This is a genomic window from Klebsiella sp. RHBSTW-00484, from assembly GCF_013705725.1.
GTDB lineage: Bacteria > Pseudomonadota > Gammaproteobacteria > Enterobacterales > Enterobacteriaceae > Klebsiella.
Genome location: NZ_CP055481.1, coordinates 5,455,009 through 5,474,194 on the forward strand (window position 1 = coordinate 5,455,009; position 19,186 = coordinate 5,474,194).

Annotated in this window: 16 protein-coding genes; 10 read left to right on the forward strand and 6 right to left on the reverse strand. The window is 56.1% G+C overall.

The genetic code is table 11. The annotated features are described in order from the left end of the window. Window positions 1-103 precede the first annotated feature (103 nt). The 8 genes from HV213_RS25670 (at window position 104) to HV213_RS25705 (ending at window position 8,014) form a co-directional block, all read left to right on the forward strand. A complete protein-coding gene (locus tag HV213_RS25670; RefSeq protein WP_181483828.1) occupies window positions 104-1,117 on the forward strand; it encodes an HNH endonuclease domain-containing protein in 1,014 nt (337 codons plus the stop codon). Next, window positions 1,117-1,695 (forward strand): class I SAM-dependent methyltransferase, encoded by a 579-nt coding sequence (locus tag HV213_RS25675; RefSeq protein ID WP_181483829.1) that lies wholly within the window; start codon window positions 1,117-1,119, stop codon window positions 1,693-1,695. The genes HV213_RS25670 and HV213_RS25675 overlap by 1 nt, the downstream gene beginning before the upstream one ends. A 151-nt stretch (window positions 1,696-1,846) precedes the next feature. Further along, entirely contained in the window at window positions 1,847-2,869 is a 1,023-nt protein-coding gene (gene ahr / locus HV213_RS25680; RefSeq protein ID WP_181483830.1) for an NADPH-dependent aldehyde reductase Ahr, read from the forward strand. Between the two features lie 178 nt (window positions 2,870-3,047). Next, a complete protein-coding gene (locus HV213_RS25685; RefSeq protein WP_181483831.1) occupies window positions 3,048-3,920 on the forward strand; it encodes a carbohydrate ABC transporter permease in 873 nt (290 codons plus the stop codon). Further along, entirely contained in the window at window positions 3,910-4,797 is an 888-nt protein-coding gene (locus tag HV213_RS25690; RefSeq protein ID WP_142462373.1) for a carbohydrate ABC transporter permease, read from the forward strand. Before HV213_RS25685 ends, HV213_RS25690 begins: the two co-directional genes overlap by 11 nt. A gap of 10 nt (window positions 4,798-4,807) precedes the next feature. Continuing rightward, a complete protein-coding gene (locus HV213_RS25695) occupies window positions 4,808-5,632 on the forward strand; it encodes a phosphodiesterase (protein WP_181483832.1) in 825 nt (274 codons plus the stop codon). Window positions 5,633-5,637: 5 nt separating this feature from the next. Further along, window positions 5,638-6,711, forward strand: coding sequence for an ABC transporter ATP-binding protein (locus tag HV213_RS25700; protein ID WP_181483833.1), 1,074 nt, complete (start codon window positions 5,638-5,640; stop codon window positions 6,709-6,711). Continuing rightward, on the forward strand, window positions 6,704-8,014 hold the full coding sequence (locus HV213_RS25705) for an ABC transporter substrate-binding protein (RefSeq protein WP_181483834.1): 1,311 nt from the start codon (window positions 6,704-6,706) through the stop codon (window positions 8,012-8,014). The genes HV213_RS25700 and HV213_RS25705 overlap by 8 nt, the downstream gene beginning before the upstream one ends. A 160-nt stretch (window positions 8,015-8,174) precedes the next feature. Here the strand turns inward: HV213_RS25705 and iolE are convergent, their stop codons facing one another. Genes iolE through iolD form a run of 4 tightly spaced genes read right to left on the reverse strand, consistent with a single transcriptional unit; the run spans window position 8,175 to window position 13,028 of the window. Then, on the reverse strand, window positions 8,175-9,074 hold the full coding sequence (gene iolE / locus HV213_RS25710) for a myo-inosose-2 dehydratase (protein ID WP_181483835.1): 900 nt from the start codon (window positions 9,072-9,074) through the stop codon (window positions 8,175-8,177). Window positions 9,075-9,099: 25 nt separating this feature from the next. After that, a complete protein-coding gene (locus HV213_RS25715) occupies window positions 9,100-9,984 on the reverse strand; it encodes a sugar phosphate isomerase/epimerase family protein (RefSeq protein ID WP_110276622.1) in 885 nt (294 codons plus the stop codon). Between the two features lie 41 nt (window positions 9,985-10,025). Then, window positions 10,026-11,039 carry a bifunctional inositol 2-dehydrogenase/D-chiro-inositol 1-dehydrogenase gene (locus HV213_RS25720; protein ID WP_110276621.1) on the reverse strand — a complete coding sequence of 338 codons (1,014 nt, stop codon included), beginning with the start codon at window positions 11,037-11,039 and terminating at the stop codon, window positions 10,026-10,028. 48 nt (window positions 11,040-11,087) lie between these two features. Then, entirely contained in the window at window positions 11,088-13,028 is a 1,941-nt protein-coding gene (gene iolD, locus HV213_RS25725) for a 3D-(3,5/4)-trihydroxycyclohexane-1,2-dione acylhydrolase (decyclizing) (RefSeq protein ID WP_142464504.1), read from the reverse strand. A 527-nt stretch (window positions 13,029-13,555) separates the two neighbouring features. Here iolD and HV213_RS25730 point away from each other — a divergent pair. Further along, window positions 13,556-15,469: a bifunctional 5-dehydro-2-deoxygluconokinase/5-dehydro-2-deoxyphosphogluconate aldolase gene (locus tag HV213_RS25730; RefSeq protein WP_181483836.1), complete on the forward strand. Its 1,914-nt coding sequence runs from the start codon at window positions 13,556-13,558 to the stop codon at window positions 15,467-15,469. A 151-nt stretch (window positions 15,470-15,620) separates the two neighbouring features. Next, on the forward strand, window positions 15,621-16,478 hold the full coding sequence (locus HV213_RS25735) for a MurR/RpiR family transcriptional regulator (RefSeq protein WP_110276618.1): 858 nt from the start codon (window positions 15,621-15,623) through the stop codon (window positions 16,476-16,478). Window positions 16,479-16,678: 200 nt separating this feature from the next. Here HV213_RS25735 and iolB read toward each other — a convergent pair whose 3' ends face one another. Further along, window positions 16,679-17,488, reverse strand: a complete 810-nt coding sequence (gene iolB, locus HV213_RS25740) for a 5-deoxy-glucuronate isomerase (protein WP_110276617.1) — start codon at window positions 17,486-17,488, stop codon at window positions 16,679-16,681. 18 nt (window positions 17,489-17,506) lie between these two features. Then, on the reverse strand, window positions 17,507-19,012 hold the full coding sequence (locus tag HV213_RS25745; protein ID WP_181483837.1) for a CoA-acylating methylmalonate-semialdehyde dehydrogenase: 1,506 nt from the start codon (window positions 19,010-19,012) through the stop codon (window positions 17,507-17,509). Window positions 19,013-19,186 lie beyond the last annotated feature (174 nt).

Consider the following 19,186-nt stretch of genomic DNA (forward strand, 5'->3'; position numbering starts at 1 on the left):
CTGCAAACGGCTCAATACGGTTTACATTTTCGCCAGTTTGTTATCAGATCCTGTTATTAGTACGCGTAATAACGCCTGTACTTTCCTAAACAGGATACCCGCAATGCGCTTCTATCAGATCGAACCGACGCTGGAGAACTACTGGCGCGGCATTATTCTTTTTGGCAAAAACGTCGCCTCCTATAAGTTCGCGCTGGCTCATGCGCTGTACGATATCCGTCGCGACGGTAGCGATCTGATACGCCTTGAGGATCTGGCTGTGCCGTTCAGCCAGCATCTGTGTCGCCATCTTGGGCACGCGCCCAAACAGATCACCTCGCCAAAAAGCCAGTATCTTAGTGCCTGTAACAGCTTCAATCGTAATGAACTAAACCAGGAGCAGCTCACCGCTGCGACGGTAAAGCTCGGCTTTAGCGTGGTGCTGGACAAGTTTCATAACGTCAATCAGGGTGAAATCGCCAAACGTTTTTTTCTCGACGAGCGCAAAACGCATAAAGGCATCCGTCTGACCGACAACTTTTATTATCTGACGGAACGCCAGCAGTACCAGAACCTGATCCACGAAACTGACGCACGCTGGCGTCTGGTGGAGCAGGCATGGGCCATGAGCATCGCCAGCAACCTGATCGCCATAGAATACGATGCCGCCGAACAGCAGCTATTTAGCACCCTGAATTCCCGACGGGTCGCTATCTCTAGCTGTCGCGACAGCCTGAACGGCTATCAGAAGGGGCGCTGCTTTTACTGCTATGCGCCGATTAGTCTTGAAACTGGGGATGAGAACCTGGCCGATGTTGATCACTTTATCCCCTGGGCGGCGCGTAGCGAGGTAGCAAATATCAATGGCGTCTGGAATCTGGTTCTCGCCTGTAAAAGCTGTAATCGCGGTGAAAAGGGCAAGTTTATGCGGGTACCGTCGGTAAAACTGCTGCGCCGCTTGCGCGACAGAAACGAATATTTTATTACCAGCCACCTCCCCTTGCGTGAAACCTTAATCCGTCAGACCGGTAACACGACCGCCCGGCGCGATGACTTTCTCGCCAAAATCTGGAACACTGCTCGTATAACGCTCCTTCATGAATGGGAACCTCAGGCCGCCGGAACGGATATTTTCTGATGACAATCAATTACTACCAGCAGAACGCTGACAACTTTGTAGCTTCAACCGTGGCTGTCGATATGACCTCTCTTTACGCGCCTTTTATCGGGGCGATTAAACCGAACGGACTGATCCTGGATGCCGGATGCGGCTCCGGGCGCGATGCAAAAGCCTTTGCGGATATGGGCTATCGGGTCGAAGCTTTTGATGCTTCACCAGCAATGGTTGAGCGAGCAGCGCAATTTAGCGGGCTGGCCGTGCGTCAGGCGACCTTTCAAAGCATCACGGAAAGTGCGCGTTATGATGGCATCTGGTGCTGCGCTTCGCTGTTGCACGTTCCCGCCGACGAACTCGACGGGGTGATGCGCAAACTGGCTACGGCCCTTAAACCGGGCGGCATCTGGTACGTCTCATTCAAATACGGTTCAGGCGAGCGAGAAAAGGAGGGTCGGCGTTTTACCGATCTCGACGAAGCGGGTCTGACGGCTCTGGTCGAACAGCAGGCGGATATCCGTATCGCCAAAATGTGGCAGACAGTGGATAAGCGCCCGGAACGGAACGAAATCTGGCTCAACGCGCTGTTGCTTAAAAGCTGAATTATCAAGATAACTTCTCCTTTGCGGAGAGGTCATCTTGCGCAATCTCAACCCCCCCTTCCCCCCTCCTTCTGCCAAGCGTCCCCTCGCCTCATGCTCTACACTTCCTTGTTAACGATGCCAAAACTACGCCAAACCCAAGGAATCTGTTATGAGCACTATTAAAAGTTACGCCGCCAAAGAAGCGGGCGCCGATCTGTCGCTATGGGAGTACGATGCCGGCGACCTCAAGCCGGAAGATGTCGAAGTGCAGGTGGAGTACTGCGGGATCTGCCACTCTGACCTGTCGATGATTGACAACGAATGGGGCATGTCGAGCTATCCGCTGGTCGCTGGTCACGAGGTGATTGGCCGCGTGGCGGCGCTGGGCAGCGCGGCGCAGGAGAAGGGCCTTAAAATCGGCCAGAAAGTAGGTATCGGCTGGACGGCGCGCAGCTGTGGCCACTGCGATGCCTGCATCAGCGGCAACCAGATCAACTGTCTGGAAGGATCGGTCCCGACCATCATTAACCGTGGAGGCTTCGCCGATAAGCTACGCGCCGACTGGCAATGGGTGATCCCGCTGCCGGAAAACGTCGATATCGAATCCGCCGGACCGATGCTCTGCGGCGGCATTACCGTCTTCAAACCGCTGCTGATGCATCACGTCACGGCAAACAGCCGCGTCGGAGTGATCGGCATTGGCGGCCTCGGCCATATCGCCATCAAGCTGCTGCACGCGATGGGCGCGGAAGTCACCGCCTTTAGCTCAAACCCAACGAAAGAGCAGGAAGTGCTGGCGATGGGCGCCGATCGCGTCGTAAACAGCCGCGATCCTGAAGCCTTAAAAGCGCTGGCCGGGCAGTTCGACCTGATCATCAACACCGTTGCCGTCGACCTCGACTGGCAGCCGTACTTTGAAGCGCTGGCGTACGGCGGCAACTTCCACACCGTCGGTGCGGTAATGAAGCCTTTCCCGGTCCCCGCCTTTACCCTGATCGGTGGCGACCGCAGCATCTCTGGTTCGGCTACCGGTAACCCGTCCGAGCTGCGCAAGCTGATGAAATTTGCCGGACGCAGCAAAGTCGCACCGACCACCGAGCTGTTCCCGATGTCGCAAATCAACGAAGCGCTGAAGCACGTTCGCGAGGGCAAAGCTCGCTACCGCGTGGTGCTGAAAGCCGACTTCTCATGATATCCGTGACAGGGGCGTGACCTGAACGCTCCTGACTCAGGACTTCACCGCCGGGCGGCCCGTCTGCCCGGTATTTCGCCCTCTGGTCATTAAACCGTCATCTCCCCGCCATCCTTTTGCAGTCAATCCTTCTCAAAATCCGGGCTTCTACAAACGCCTGAACGAGACGTCTGCCACCATGAGAAAAACCTGGCTCCCCTGGCTGATACTGTCGCCTTCCCTGTTGTTTTTATTGCTGTTTACCTGGTTCCCGCTGGGGCGTTCGGTCTATGACAGCCTGTTCGATACCCGCATGGTCAGCGATGGCGGCCAGTATGTCGGGCTGGAGAACTTCAGCCGCCTGTTCGCCGATAGCGTCTTCTGGCAATCGCTGGTGAATAACCTGCTTTATATCCTGCTGACGGTAGTGCCGGGCGTGACCCTCGCCCTGCTGCTGGCGGTCTCCCTGACCGAGAACCACCGCGTCAACCGCTGGCTGCGCACCGCCTTCTTCTTCCCGATGATTATCCCGATGGTCAGCTCCGCCGCGCTATGGCTGTTTATCTTTATGCCCGGCCTTGGCCTGCTCGATCTCTATCTGGCGAAGCTGTTCGGCCCGCTAAATAACAACTGGCTGGGGCGTAGCAATAGCGCGCTGCTGGCGCTGTCGCTGATTGGCGTATGGAAGTTCGCCGGTTACTACATGCTGTTTTTCCTTGCCGGACTGCAAAGCATCCCGGCATCGACGCGCGAAGCGGCGATAATGGAAGGCGCCACCCGCACGCAGGTGTTCTTTAAAGTGACGCTGCCGCTGCTGCGCCCGACCCTGAGCTTCGTCATTACCACAGCGCTGATTTATTCCATCACCCAGATAGATCACGTGGCGGTGATGACCCGCGGTGGGCCGGATAACGCCACCACCGTGCTGCTCTACTACATCCAGAATCTCGCCTGGGATACCCATGATTTAGGTAAAGCCTCCGCCGCTACCTTCCTGACGCTGGCCGGGCTGTTCGCCTTCTCGCTGATTAACCTCAAACTGCTGGAGAAAGGAGCGCACTATGAGCGCTGAAATCTCGCCGCTGGTGCTACGTTCGCAGAGCACATCACGCCCGCTATGGCTGCGCCTGCGCCGCTCGCAACCCTTTACGCTCACGGTATTAATGTGCTGCCTGGCGCTACTGTGGGTGAGCCCATTTTTATGGATGCTGTCGACCTCGTTCAGCGCCACTACCTTCGGCGAGGATATGGCCTCCCTGCTGCCCCGGTTACCGCTGACGCTGGATAACTTTCGCGATGCCTGGGCCAGCGCTGACTGGCTGAGCCTCTACGCCAACACCATTATCTTCACCTTCGGCACCTTCTTTGTGCAGCTGTTGACCATCACCACCGCCGGCTACGTCTTCGCCTGCCACGAATTTCGCGGCAAGAAGACGCTATTCCTGATGTTCCTCGTTCAGTTGATGATCATGCCGGTGGTGATGATGGTGCCGAACATGCTGACCCTGAAAACCTTCGGCCTGCTCAATACCCTTACCGGGGTGATGATGCCCTACTTCACCTCGGCATTCGGCGTGTTCCTGATGCGTCAGGCGTTCCTCGCCATTCCCAAAGAGCTGGAGGAGGCGGCACTGATGGAGGGCTGTCGTTGGTGGCAGGTGTTGTTTCGCGTGCTGCTGCCGATGTCCTGGCCGTCGGTGCTGGCCTTCGCCACCGTCAGCATTACCTACCACTGGAACGAATATCTGTGGCCGCTAATGATGCTTAACGACCCGGATAAACAGGTGCTGACCGTGGGGCTGGTCTCCTTCGCTATGGGTGCAGAATCCGGCGGTCAGTGGGGCATCATCGGTGCCGGAACGCTGATGGTCTGCCTGCCGCTGATGCTGGCATTCATCCTTTTCCAGAAACAGTTCCTGCGAAGCTTCGGCTTCTCCGGGATCAAATAAGGAGTTATTCATGCTGTTAGCGCAAATTTCCGATACTCATTTCCGCAGCCACGGTAAGAAGCTGTACGGCTTTATTGACGTTAACGCCGCCAACGCCGACGTGGTTTCCCAGCTAAATGCCCTGCAGGAGCGCCCGGACGCGGTGGTGATTAGCGGCGATATCGTCAACTGCGGCCGCCCGGAAGAGTATCAGGCCGCTCGCCAGATCCTCGGCAGCCTGAACTATCCGCTGTATCTCATTCCCGGAAATCACGACGATAAAGCGCTGTTTCTGGAATACCTGCATCCGCTGTGCCCGCAGCTCGGCACCGACGCGCAAAACATGCATTACGCGGTAGACGATTTTGCCACTCGCCTGCTGTTTATCGACTCCAGCCGGGCGGGAACGTCGAAAGGCTGGCTGACCGACGAGACCATCAAGTGGCTGGAAGCCCAGCTGTTCGATGGCGGCGATAAACCGGCGACGGTATTTATGCATCATCCGCCGCTGCCGCTGGGCAACGCGCAGATGGACCCTATCGCCTGCGAGAACGGCCACCGTCTGCTGGGGCTGGTTGAGCGCTTCCCGTCGCTGACGCGCATTTTCTGCGGCCATAACCATAGCCTGACCATGACGCAATATCGCCAGACCATCATCTCCACCATTCCGGGAACCGTCCACCAGGTGCCCTATTTTCATGAAGATACCCGTCCGTATTACGACCTCTCCCCGGCGTCGTGCTTGATGCATCGCCAGGTGGGCGAACAGTGGGTGAGCTACCAGCATCCGCTGACCCACTACGCCGGACCGTGGATGTACGACGAAAATATCAGTTGCCCAACGGAAGATCGCTAATCGCCATGCTTAGTCTGCAAAACATCAGTAAACAGTTTGACGGAAAACCGGCCCTTAGCGCCCTGTCGCTGGATATTCACGACGGGGAATTCGTTGTGCTGGTAGGCCCGTCCGGCTGCGGTAAAAGCACGCTGTTGCGTCTACTTGCCGGACTGGAGCCGGTCAGCGAGGGGGAGATCTGGCTGCATGATGAGAACATCACCGAAATGTCGCCCAGAGAGCGCAATTTCGCGATGATCTTCCAGAATTATGCCCTCTTCCCACATCTGTCGGTACGCGACAACATCACCTTCGGCATGAAGGTACGCAAAGAGGAGAAAACTAGCTGGCAGCCGCGGGTGGATAGAGTCGCGCAGATGCTGCAACTGGATACCTTGCTGGAGCGAAAACCGGCGAAACTTTCCGGCGGCCAGCGGCAGCGGGTGGCGATGGCGCGGGCGATTGTGCGCAATCCGCGCCTGTTCCTGATGGATGAGCCGCTCTCCAACCTCGATGCCCGCCTGCGCAGCGAAGTGCGCGACAGCATTATGGACCTCCACCAGCAGCTCAAAACCAGCACCGTCTATGTGACTCACGACCAGACGGAAGCGATGTCGATGGCCGACCGCATTGTAGTGATGAATGGCGGCCACGTGCAGCAGGTCGGGCGACCGGAGTATCTCTACGCCAACCCGGCCAATCTGTTTGTTGCCGGGTTTATTGGCTCCCCGGCGATGAATCTGCTCTCACTGCCCTGTGCTGACGGTGAGGTACTGCTCGGCGAACAGCGTCATCCGCTGCCGTCGCGCTACCGCGAAGAGTCCCAGGTATGGTTAGGCATTCGTCCTGAACATATCAGCGATCGCGTGGAGGAAAGCCATTTGTGCCTGCCCGCCACCGTGCTGCAACGAGAACTGATGGGAGCGGATTATCTCCTCCACATCAGCACCCCCATCGGCACTTTACGCTTTAGCCGCCGTCATCGCGGCGCGGTGCCGGAGAAAGGCGATTCGCTGCTCCTCGGCTTTTCGCCCGGCGATATTCATCTTTTTCATGCTGAGAAACAGCATAATTTACTCCAGGAGATTGACCATGTTTAGGCCCTTGGCGACCATCACCGTCAGCCTTAGCCTCGCCCTGAGCGGCGCGGCGCTGGCGAAAGAGAAGATCGATTTCATGTTTCCAGCGCCGGTGGACGGCAAGCTGACCATGGAGATGACCCGCGTCATTAAGCAATTCAACGAGTCGCAGCAGGCCGTGGAAGTGCGCGGGATCTTTACCGGCAATTATGACACCACCAAGATCAAAGCCGAATCCGCGCAGAAGGCCGGGCAGCCGCCTGCGCTGGTGATTATGTCCGCCAACTTCACCACCGATCTGGCGCTGAAAGATGAGATTCGGCCGATGGACGAACTGTTCCAGTATGGCGATCAAAAAGCGGGAGATTTTCTGGTGAAGGAGTTCTGGCCTGCGATGCATAAAAACGCCCAGGTCATGGGCACCACCTATGCGATCCCGTTCCATAACTCGACGCCGATCCTCTATTACAACAAAACGATGTTCGATCAGGCCGGGATCAAACAACCGCCGCAGACCTGGGCCGAGCTGCTGGCTGACGCCAAAAAGCTGACCGACGAAAGCAAAGGCCAGTGGGGGATCATGCTGCCGTCGACTAACGATGATTATGGCGGCTGGATCTTCTCGGCACTGGTTCGCGCCAACGGCGGTAAATACTTTAATGAAGATTATCCGGGCGAAGTGTATTACAACTCACCGACCACCATCGGCGCCCTGCGCTTCTGGCAGAACCTGGTTTATAAAGACAAGGTAATGCCTTCCGGCGTGCTGAATTCGAAACAGATCAGCGCCAGCTTCTTCTCCGGCAAAGTCGGGATGGCGATGCTGAGCACCGGCGCGCTGGGTTTTATGCGCGAGAACAGCAAAGATTTTGAGCTGGGCGTGGCGATGCTACCGGCCAAAGAGCAGCGGGCAGTGCCAATCGGCGGTGCCAGCCTGGTGAGCTTTAAGGGTATCAACGATGCGCAAAAGAAAGCGGCGTATCAGTTCCTGACGTATCTGGTTAGCCCGCAAGTTAACGGTGCCTGGAGCCGCTTTACCGGTTACTTCTCGCCGCGTAAAGCCGCCTACAATACGTCGGAAATGAAGGCGTATTTGCAGCAGGACCCGCGAGCAGCTATTGCCCTTGAGCAGTTGAAGTATGCCCATCCGTGGTACTCCACCTGGGAGACCGTTGCCGTGCGTAAGGCAATGGAAAACCAGCTGGCGGCAGTGGTGAACGATGCAAAAGTCACCCCGGAAGTAGCCGTGCAGGCGGCACAGAAAGAAGCCGATGCGCTGATGAAACCGTATGTGGATAAGACCGCGCTGGCGGAAGTGAAGTAAGTCTTCCCCCTCACCCTAACCCTCTCCCCGATGGGGAGAGGGTACCGTTCAGCGCAGCTTATTCATCTCAGCGCGATTGGGCAATTTACGAAAGGATTCAGGATGTGAGACAGGAAAAAAAGCAGGCCATACGAGGTATGGCCTGTAAGTGAAACAACGATTAGATTCCTGCCGTTTCGCGGATATATTTACGTGCTTTTACTGCGTATTCGAATGGGTTAGCCAGCGCCGGATCCTGCTCGGCCTCAACCACCATCCAGCCTTTGTAGCCATGCTCGTCCAGCAGTTTGAACACCGGACGGAAATCAATGACGCCATCACCCGGAACGGTGAAGGTACCTTTCTTCACGCCATCAAGGAAAGAGAGCCCTTCGCGGCGCACCTGCTCAATCACCGGCGGACGTACATCTTTCAGGTGCACGTGGTTAATACGCGGCAGATATTTTTTCAGGATCGCCAGCATCGGCTCCTCGCCGCCTTCGGAATACCAGGCGTGACCGGTGTCGTACAGCAGGAAGACTTTGTCATCCACCAGCGACATAAACTTGTCGATCTCTTCTGTCGTCTGGATACCGGTGCCCATATGGTGGTGCAGGCAGACCTGCATGCCTTTTTCTGCCGCCAGGCGACCAAGCGTATTGTAGCCTTCCGCAACCTGTTGCCACTCTTGTTCGCTAAAGCACGGTTTCGCATTGCCAAGAATCGGTTTTTCCAGACCCTGGATGCTGCCGCTCTGCTCGGAACAGCCAATCACTTTTGCGCCCATCGCATGAAGGAAGTTCATGTGGTTGACGAATTCATCAATGGTTTTTTCCCGCTGCCCGTCGGCAAAAAAAGTACTAAACCAGGCGTTGCAAATCTGAATGCCGCGGATATCCAGCATCGGCTTGAGAACCGCCGGATCGCGTGGATATTTGCTGCCGACTTCACTACCGGTAAAGCCTGCCAGCGCCATTTCGCTGACGATTTGCTGGAAAGTATTTTCGCTGCCCAGCTCCGGCATGTCGTCGTTAGTCCAACCAATCGGGGCGATAGCCAGTTTCACGTTATCTTTGTTCATAGTAGGGGGCTCCTGCCGCTACGCCTTATCGGCGCAGCAATTCACGTTCGATGAGTTCACGGGTTTCCACTGCCTGGTATTTCATTTTTTCCGGGTAGCCGAACAGAGAGGTAGCCACAATCGGCTCACCGCCGACCTTGAAGGTCTGCTCGGCAAATTTCATGTCGCGCAAGGTACGGAACAGCGCGTCGAAATCGACATCCCCTTCCCCGACGCCCACGTGCTGGTGAACGACGGCATCCACTCCCGGCGGATTAACGATATAGCGGCAATGTTTTGTATGGTTGCGGGTATCAGCAATCAGCACATGAGAAAGATCGCTTCCCGCGTAGCGCAGCATCTTCTCAACGTCACCCACACCTTTGTCATAGAAGAAGGTATGCGGAACGCTGTAGACGTACTTAACGTTATCGCTACGGAACGACTTCACAATATCGACGGTTTCGTTGTTCTCTTCGCAGAAGTCCCACGGATGCGCCTGGATTTCAACGCGGATACCTTCACGTTCAAAAATCGGCAATAGCTCTTCCATGGAGCGATAGAACATCTCATCGCAAATCTCTGGCTGATTAGGATCGCCGGAGAACTCGGTGTTGATCACCTGTACACCCATTTCAACCGCAATTTCGATCAGTCGTTTCCAGTTTTTCACTGCAGCCTGACGGCGCAGCTCATCCGGACCGGACCAGCGATAAACGCAGATAAATGAAGAGAGCTCCACGCCGGTTTCACGCAGCGCCTGCTTGTACTCAGCCATAATCTCCCGGCTGGCACGCGGGTGCTTGTAAAACGGGTTAATCTGCGGATGCGGCGATTGTTCAATGTACTTGTAGCCCCACTCCGCCACCTGGTGGACCATCCGGGTGACCCCGAGGTCTTTAATTACATCAACATCAAAGGCAATTTTCATCGTCGTTACCTGTGCAAAGAAATTCCGTCAGCGAAGCGTGCTTAGCTTTTGTAGAACGCCGGGCACTCCGGTAGCGTCACTTTTACCGGCTCGCTGGTGCCCTGTGCCTTAATACAGGCGTCGGCAGCGACGGATGCGGCATAGCCATCCCAGGCCGATGGGCCATGCAGTTGGCCCGCCTGAACATCATTGATGAAGGCTTGCAATTCAACGTCATAGGCTTTGATAAAGCGGTCTTTCCAGTCGACCAGAATGGCGGTCGACAGGTTAGCGGATTTACGCATCTGCACCGCTGACGGCTCAGGCAGGCGAGCAATACCGGTTTCCCCGACCACTTCACACTGGATGTCATAGCCGTACTGGCAGTTCACAAACACTTCAACATCGATCAGGGTGCCTTTCTTGGTTTCGAACGACACAATCTGCGGATCTTTCAGGCGCGCGTGAGTGTGTGAAGTTGAGCGCGGGAAGCGCACCTGCACCGAAAGATAATCATCGTCCAGCAGCCAGCGCAGAACGTCCAGTTCGTGGATCAGGGTGTTAGTTATCGCCATATCGGTGGTGTAGTTTTCGCCCACTGACTGGTTACGGTGCGCACAGCGCAGCATCAGCGGCGCGCCGATATCACCGTCATCAATCACTTTTTTCAGCGCCAGATAGCCTTCGTCATAAGGGCGCATAAACCCAACCTGCACCAGACGACGACCGGCTTTCATTTCCGCATCAACAATACGACGGCAGCCTTCGGCGCTCATCGCCAGCGGCTTCTCGCAGAACACTGGCTTACCGGCGGCGATAGCGGCCAGGGTGTACTCTTCATGGGTTGGGTCCCAGGAAGTGACCAGGATGGCGTCCACATCGCTGGCCTTAATGACGTCATGACCGTCTGCGTACACTTCTGCGTGTACGCCCGGCAGTGCGACCGAAGCACGCGCGTTCTCTTCGTTGATATCCGAAACCGCTACCACAGTAGCGCCCTGTAATACCTGAGTGCAGCGGCGGATATGTTCTTTACCGATAGCGCCGGCACCGATGACACCTAATTTGAGTGACATAGTTGGTTTTCTCCCGAGATTTGTAGGGTTCAGGGTTTGTGTTCTGTTTTAGTAATCCCGCGCCTGAGCGCGTTTTTCATTAATCATTTCGGCCACTTTGCGGATCCGCTCGGACAGCGCAGACTGCGCGACGCCGACGTTCCACCAGCTGCCGTATTTGTGCACCATGGTTTTCGGCAGCACTTTTATGTCGATCAGGGTGCTGACGGTTTCGCGGCGCGCGGCATCCAGCGCATGGCGTAGTTCATCCAGCGTCGTGACGCGCCAGGTTTTGCAGCCGTAGCCGGACGCGACGGTGGCGAAATCCACCGGTACCAGGCCGCCCTGCAGCTGGCCAGACTCGGCGCAGCGGAAGCGGAATTCGGTGCCGAAGCTGTCCATTCCATGTTCCATTTGCAGGTTGTTAATACAGCCGTTAGCCATGTTGTCGAGCAGCACGATATTGATCTTCGCGCGCTCCTGCAGGGAGGTCACCAGCTCGGAGTGCAGCATCATGAACGAGCCGTCGCCGACCAGTGAATAGACCTCACTTTGCGGCTGGGCTAACTTCACGCCTAGCGCGGCGCTGACTTCATAGCCCATGCAGGAGTAGCCGTACTCCACGTGATAAGTGTTGGTTGCCCGGTTACGCCAGACGCGCTGCAGGTCTCCCGGCAGGCTTCCCGCCGCCGCCACAATCACTGCATCCGCCGGTAGCGTTTCATTTAACACGCCGAGAACGCTACTTTGCGTCAGGGTGGAGTCGGTTATCTGGCGGAATTCGCGATACACCGATTCACGATCCAGATGGTCGTCAATTTCCGGTACAAAAGATTTTTCCTGCCACACCGCCTGGTAAACGCGCTGAGTCTCTTTCAACTGGCGGCTCTGTACGCTTTCGATCTGCTCGCCCCACGCGGCCTGCCAGGTGTCGCCGGACAGGGCGTCATCCAGGGCGTCGAGGGCTTCACGGGCATCCGCCAGCATCGGAATACCATCGAGCTTCCAGGCATCGAAGTTGCTGACGTTAATATTGAGGAAGCGCACGCCCGGATGCTGGAAAATCCATTTCGACGAGGTGGTAAAATCGCTGAAACGCGTACCGAGGCCGATGACTAAATCTGCCTCTTTCGCCAGCAGGTTCGCCGCCAGGCAGCCGGTTTCACCGACGCCGCCAACGTTAAACGGATGCGAAGAGACCACGCTGCCCTTCCCGGCCTGAGTTTCGGCAAACGGAACGCCATAACGCTCGGCAAAACGGGTCAACGCCTCGCCTGCACCGGAGTATTTCACCCCGCCGCCGCAGACGATCAGCGGCTTACGGCTGGCTTTAATCGCCGCAACCGCATCCGCTAGCTGCGCGGCGCTGGCCGGGCGACGGTCAAGACGATGTACGCGACGGGTAAAGAAGGACTCTGGATAATCCCAGGCTTCCCCCTGGACATCCTGCGGCAGGCAGAGCGTCACCGCGCCGGTTTCCGCCGGGTCGGTCAGCACGCGCATCGCGCTCACGCAGGCGCTCATCAGCTGTTCCGGGCGGGTAATGCGATCCCAGTATTTGCTCACTGCACGAAACGCGTCGTTGGTAGTAATGCTCAGGTCATGACTCTGTTCAATTTGCTGTAAAACAGGATCCGGCTGGCGAGTGGCGAACACATCGCCAGGCAGTAGCAGCAGAGGGATACGGTTGGCGGTAGCGGTTGCAGCAGCGGTAATCATGTTCGCCGCGCCGGGGCCGATAGAAGAGGTGCAGGCAATTATCTGACGGCGCAGGGACTGTCTGGCAAAACCGGTCGCGGCATGCGCCATCCCTTGCTCGTTTCGCCCCTGATAGACCCGCATTTCACCGCTATCTTGCTCCAGGGCCTGACCCAGCCCCAGAACGTTGCCGTGACCAAAGATAGCAAAGATGCCTTTTACGAATTTATGCTCTTCACCATCAACTTCCAGGTACTGGTTATCCAGGAACTTCACCAGCGCCTGCGCCATTGTCAGTCTCAGTTTGCCCATGTTGCCCAATCCTTATTGTTCAGTATTTGTGTGTGGGTTAGCGCCTTGACCCTGTGCAACAATACGGCTGATGACAGAGCGAAATCGTTAACGTCACTGGAATACTTTTGGATTATAGGCAAACATTTTTTTCATTAAATAGAAATACAGAAAAAATATTTCATTTTGCGAGAGGGATCAAACTCTCCATGCATTTCACCCGTTTCATTGCCATTATTCATATGGGGTGACGCCCGAGCAACGGGGCTTCGCGTTTAATATCCCTTTAAAAATCATAGATAAAGAAACACGATACCCGTATACCCTCGCAAACTTCAGTCACAGCACAGGATCCACAGTAGAATGAGGCTCAGCGCGGCATAGTGGTAGATCCCTCACATTTTTGGTTTTTTAATTTCGATCTAGTTTGCAAATGAAATATTTATTTCTCAAACTAGGGGTAACCAATAACCCTCAGGCTGTTTTCGGAGACGCTGTCGGCATTCCGACCCTTCCGTACAGCAGAAATGCAAAAGGAAACCCTAGCTATGAATGCAGCAGTAAAGCGACTCGACGTCATCTGTATTGGCCGGGTGGCAGTCGATCTCTATGCCCAGCAGATTGGCGCGAGGCTAGAAGATGTTGCCAGTTTTTCTAAATACCTGGGCGGCTCTTCCGGCAACGTTGCCTTCGGCACAGCCATTCAGGGATTAAAATCCGCGATGCTCGCTCGCGTAGGCGATGAGCATAATGGGCGTTTTTTACGTGAAACGCTGAGCCGTGCTGGCGTCGATACCGAATATTTAATAACAGATGAGCAGCGTCTGACGGCGTTAGTGATGCTGGGTATTAAAGATCAGGAGACGTTCCCGCTCATTTTTTACCGCGATAACTGCGCGGATATGGCTCTTGCGCCAGACGATATTAAAGAAGAGTACATTGCCTCTTCCCGGGCGCTGGCGATTACCGGCACTCACCTTTCGCACGCGAATACCCGTGAAGCGGTACTGAAAGCGCTGGAATATGCTCGCCGCCACGGCCTGCGTACCGCGCTGGATATCGATTATCGTCCGGTGCTGTGGGGACTCACCTCCTTGGGCGATGGTGAAACGCGTTTCGTTGAATCGGGCCAGGTGACCAGCCAGCTTCAGGAAGTGCTACATCTGTTCGATTTAGTGGTCGGTACAGAAGAAGAGTTTCATATTGCCGGAGGCAGCACCGACACTCTCACGGCGCTGAAAAACGTGCGCAATGCCACCAAAGCGACGCTGGTTTGCAAACGTGGTCCGATGGGCTGCGTGGTGCTGGAAGGCGCCATTCCTGATAGCTGGGATAGCGTACCGTTACAGCAAGGCGTGCGGGTCGATGTGCTCAACGTGCTGGGCGCTGGCGATGCCTTTATGTCCGGCCTGCTGCGCGGCTGGCTGAATGATGAAGGCTGGGTGCAGGCCTGCCGCTACGCTAACGCCTGCGGTGCGCTGGTCGTCTCTCGCCACGGCTGTGCGCCGGCAATGCCGACCAAAGTCGAGCTGGATGATTACCTGTCGCGGGCAGAATCCGTTCCGCGCCCGGATATCGACGATCGTCTCAACCATCTCCATCGCGTCACCAGCCGCCGTCAGGCGTGGCCGGAGCTGTGCATCTTCGCCTTTGACCATCGCAAGCAGTTGGCAGATCTGGCGCAGGAAACTGGGCGCGATGTCGCCTGCATCCCACAGCTGAAGCTATTGCTGCTGACGGCCGCGGAAAGCGCAGCTAAAGAAGCCGGTCTTGATGGACGCAGCGGTATCCTCGCCGATGGCACCTACGGTCAAAGCTCACTGAATGCCATCACCGGCAAGGGCTGGTGGATCGGTCGGCCGATTGAGATGCCAAGCTCGCGTCCGCTGCGCCTGGAACATGGCAACATCGGTTCCCAGCTGATCGACTGGCCGCTGGAGCACGTGGTGAAATGCCTGGTCTTCTATCATCCGGCTGACCCGGCTGAGCTGCGCGCCGAGCAGGATGCGCTGCTGCTGGAAGTCTGGCAGGCATGCAACAAGTCCGGACATGAACTGCTGCTGGAAATTATCCTGCCGGAGAACGGCCCGGATAAAGATGAGCGCCATTACCACGATATGCTGGAGCACTTCTATAAGTTGGGTATTCAGCCAGACTGGTGGAAGCTGCCGCCGCTGTCGAGCGCTCAGTGGGAGAAAATCAGCAAGCTGATCGAACGTGAAGACCGCTGGTGCCGTGGGATCCTGATCCTCGGTCTGGATGCGCCATCGGATCGTCTGCGCGCTGGTTTTGCCGAAGCCGCGAAGCACCCGATGATCAAAGGCTTTGCCGTCGGCCGCACCATCTTTGGCCAACCTTCACGCCGCTGGATGCAGGGAGAGCTCAGCGACGATGCGCTGATTGATGAAGTGAAACGTAACTACCTCACGCTTATCGGCTACTGGCGCGAAGCCCGCGGCTGATTCTGACCCGGCCCGCATTTTCTCTCGAAGATGCGGGCTTTTTTCTGGATCTTCGTGAAATGAATCGCGTATTTCATTGCAACGAATGAAAAATTCGCTTCATTTGATACACTGGAAATAATATTCCTTTTATTTTCTTAGAGCGCAATCTATGGCCAATAATCCGACCCAACTTACCATCTTGCAGGATGAAATCAGGCGTCGCTACGACACATTAAGCAAACGCCTGAAACAAGTCGCCCGTTATATTCTGGATAACAGTAATAGCGTGGCTTTCGACACCGTGGCCTCTATCGCGCAACAAGCTGACGTACCTCCTTCAACGCTAATTCGCTTCGCTAACGCCTTCGGTTTCAGCGGCTTTAACGAAATGAAGCAGATGTTCAAGCAGCATCTGATGGAAGAAACGGCTAACTACACCGAGCGTGCCCGTCTGTTCCGCCAGACCACGACGGATGATTCTTCCCCGCCGGAAACGCCGACCGAAATCCTCAATATGTTCACGATGGTTAATACGCAGGCGCTACAGCAGCTGGCGATGCAGACCTCCGGTGACGATTTGCAGCGCGCGGTGGCATTGCTGGCGGAAGCAGAAAATATCTATGTTATCGGCCTGCGCCGTTCCTTTAGCGTCGCCTCCTACCTGACCTACGCGCTGCGCCATCTGGATCGTAAAGCGTTTCTGATCGATGGCCTGGGCGGCATGTTCACCGAGCAGTTAAGCCTGGTAGGGCCGAAAGATGTGGTTGTCGCAGTGAGCTTCTCGCCTTATGCCCGTGAAGTGGTTGAGCTGGTTGAGCTCGGCGCTCAGCGTAAAGCCCGGCAGATAGCGATTACCGACAGCCAGGTCAGCCCGCTGGCGGCCTTCAGCGACGTGTGCTTTGTGGTACGCGAGGCGCAGGTTGATGGTTTCCGTTCGCAGGTGGCATCGCTGTGTCTGGCCCAGACGCTGGCGGTTTCTCTGGCGCTAAACAGCAGCAAAGATTCAGAAACGAAACAGCTGGCTTAACCGTTTAATCATTCCCGGATGGCACGGTCCCCTTCCCGGAGGCGGCGCGTTGCGCCTGTCCGGGCTACCAGTTCTCAGGCGGTTGTGAACTTGTAGCCCGGCTAAGCGCAGCGCGAGCCAGGGATGTCTGATTTCTGCCACAAGTGCTAAATGAAAGGCCGGTTAGCATCGCTAACCGGCCTTTTTATCATTAATACAGGTCAATCGTGGCGAGGATACTCAGGGCTGTTGATCCATGCGTGATCTTCTTCCCAGGTAAACAACCACTTGCGGTCCGGTCCGGCCATGACGTTCAGATAATAGCTGTCATAACCGGCGATGGTGGCGACCGGATGATAGCCTCGCGGCACCATCACCACATCGTGGTTGTAAGGAGCCATGCAGGCATCCAGGCTGCGGTCATCGGTGTAAACGCGCTGGAGCGCAAAACCCTGCGGCGGATCGAAACGGTGATAATAGGTCTCTTCCAGGTGGGTTTCCTGGCCCGGCAGCGCCGTATCGTGCTTATGCGACGGCCATGAGCTGGTGGCACCCTCATCGGTATACACTTCCACCACCAGCAGGCAGTCCGCCTGCGCATTGTCCGGCAGAATGTTGTGCACCAGACGCTGGTTGCGCCCTTTACCGCGGTGCTCCACACCCACATCCTGCGGGGAAATCACCCGCGCGGGAAGCGTGCCTTTACCCGGTGCGCTGCATACGGCGAGCTCAAGATCGGAATCGGCCGTCACTTCAACTTTATCCTGCGGCGGCACATAGACAGACCACGGCGGCGTACGCTCAAACGGCGACATACGCTGGCCGAGATTCGGAAAATCGGCCTTCGTGGTTTTTACCGAAGCCAGCCCGGCGACCAGCACCAGGCACAGCTCGCGATCGCCGCTTTCCAGCGTAATGGTTTGCCCTTTTTTTAACATCCAGGCATCAAAGCCAACGTAGCGCCACCCCGCGCTCTGCGGGGTGATATGCTGGATTTGCCCTTCTTGTTTTGCTTTAGCCAGTAAAGACATGGCGTTCTCCTTCGCCGATTAACCTAACGTCGGCATGCTGAACTCAGATACGGTTTGCTGACCTTGCGGCCAACGGACGGTGGCGGTTTTCATTCGTGTATAGAAACGCACACCATCCGGCCCATGCACGTTCAGTGCACCAAATACGGAGCGTTTCCAGCCGCCAAAACTGTGGAAGGCCATCGGAACAGGAACCGGGACGTTGACCCCAACCATTCCGGCCTGGACATCATGTACAAACTCACGCGCGGTGTGGCCGTTGCTGGTAAAGACGGCGCTGCCGTTGCCGAATTCATGGCTGTTCACCAGCTCAAGCGCACTGTGGTAATCCGCTACGCGGACAATACCTAACACAGGCCCAAAGATCTCTTCACGCCAGATAGTCATCTCCGGCGTCACGTGGTCGAATAGCGTTCCGCCAACGTAGTAACCCTCTTCAAACCCGGGAACCCGCAGCTTACGGCCGTCGACGACCAGCGTTGCCCCTTCACTGGCACCTTTATCGATATAGCCCAGCACTTTTTTCTGATGAGTGTCGGAGACAACCGGCCCCATTTCGTTCTCTTCTTTGCCGCGCATACAGCCAGGTCCGACCTTCAGCGATTCCACCAGCGGCGTCAGGCGCGCAATCAGCTTATCTGCCGTTTCATCGCCCACAGCAACGACGACCGGCAGCGCCATGCAGCGCTCGCCTGCGGAACCAAATGCGCCGCCCATAATGGCATTGACGGTGGCATCAAGGTCCGCGTCCGGCATGACGATAGCGTGGTTTTTCGCCGCGCCAAATGCCTGAACCCGCTTACCATAAGCGCTAGCCGTTTTATAAATATGCTCTGCCACGCCGGAAGAGCCGACAAAGCTCACCGCCGCAATACGCGAGTCCCTATACAGCTGCTCGGCATCTTCATTGCTGCAGTGCACCACGTTAAAGACGCCATCCGGCAGGCCCGCTTCCTTCAGCAGTTCCGCCATGCGCACCGCTGCGGTAGGCGCCAGGGCCGGCGGCTTGAGGATAAAGCTATTTCCACAGGCCAGCGCCAACGGGAACATCCACATTGGCACCATTGCCGGGAAGTTAAATGGTGTAATCCCTGCCACCACGCCAAGCGGCTGCATCAGAGAGTAACAGTCTACTCCGGTACCTACATCTGATGAGAACTCGCCCTTAATCAGATGCGGAATGCCGCAAGCAAACTCGACGACTTCCATACCGCGAGTCAGTTCACCCATAGCGTCAGAGAACACTTTACCGTGTTCACTAACGATAATCCCCGCCAGCTCTTCAGCATGCTGTTCAAGCAGCATTTTAAAATTGAACATCACGCGGGCGCGGCGCAGTGGTGTGGTACGCGACCAGCTTTCGAAAGCATCACGCGCAACCTGAATGGCATCAGAAACTTCCTGCTCGGTCGATAACGTGACTTCGCGGACCACTTTGCCCGTTGCGGGGTCGAATACCGGCATCGTCTTATTGCTGCCGCTGGTAACGGTTTTCCCGCCAATAAAGTTTCCTGTGATAGTCATGCTCTCGCCTCATAGTATGGGGTGTCGGGGCCAACGCAGTACGGCCCATTGCTGGATCTGCTGTGCTATAACCGTAGTAAAATGAAATTAATATTTCAATATTTGCGTATAATGAAATTCTATTTTGGTGATGATGGTCGCACTTTCTTGTAAGAAAGTGTCGCCTTACAGGCT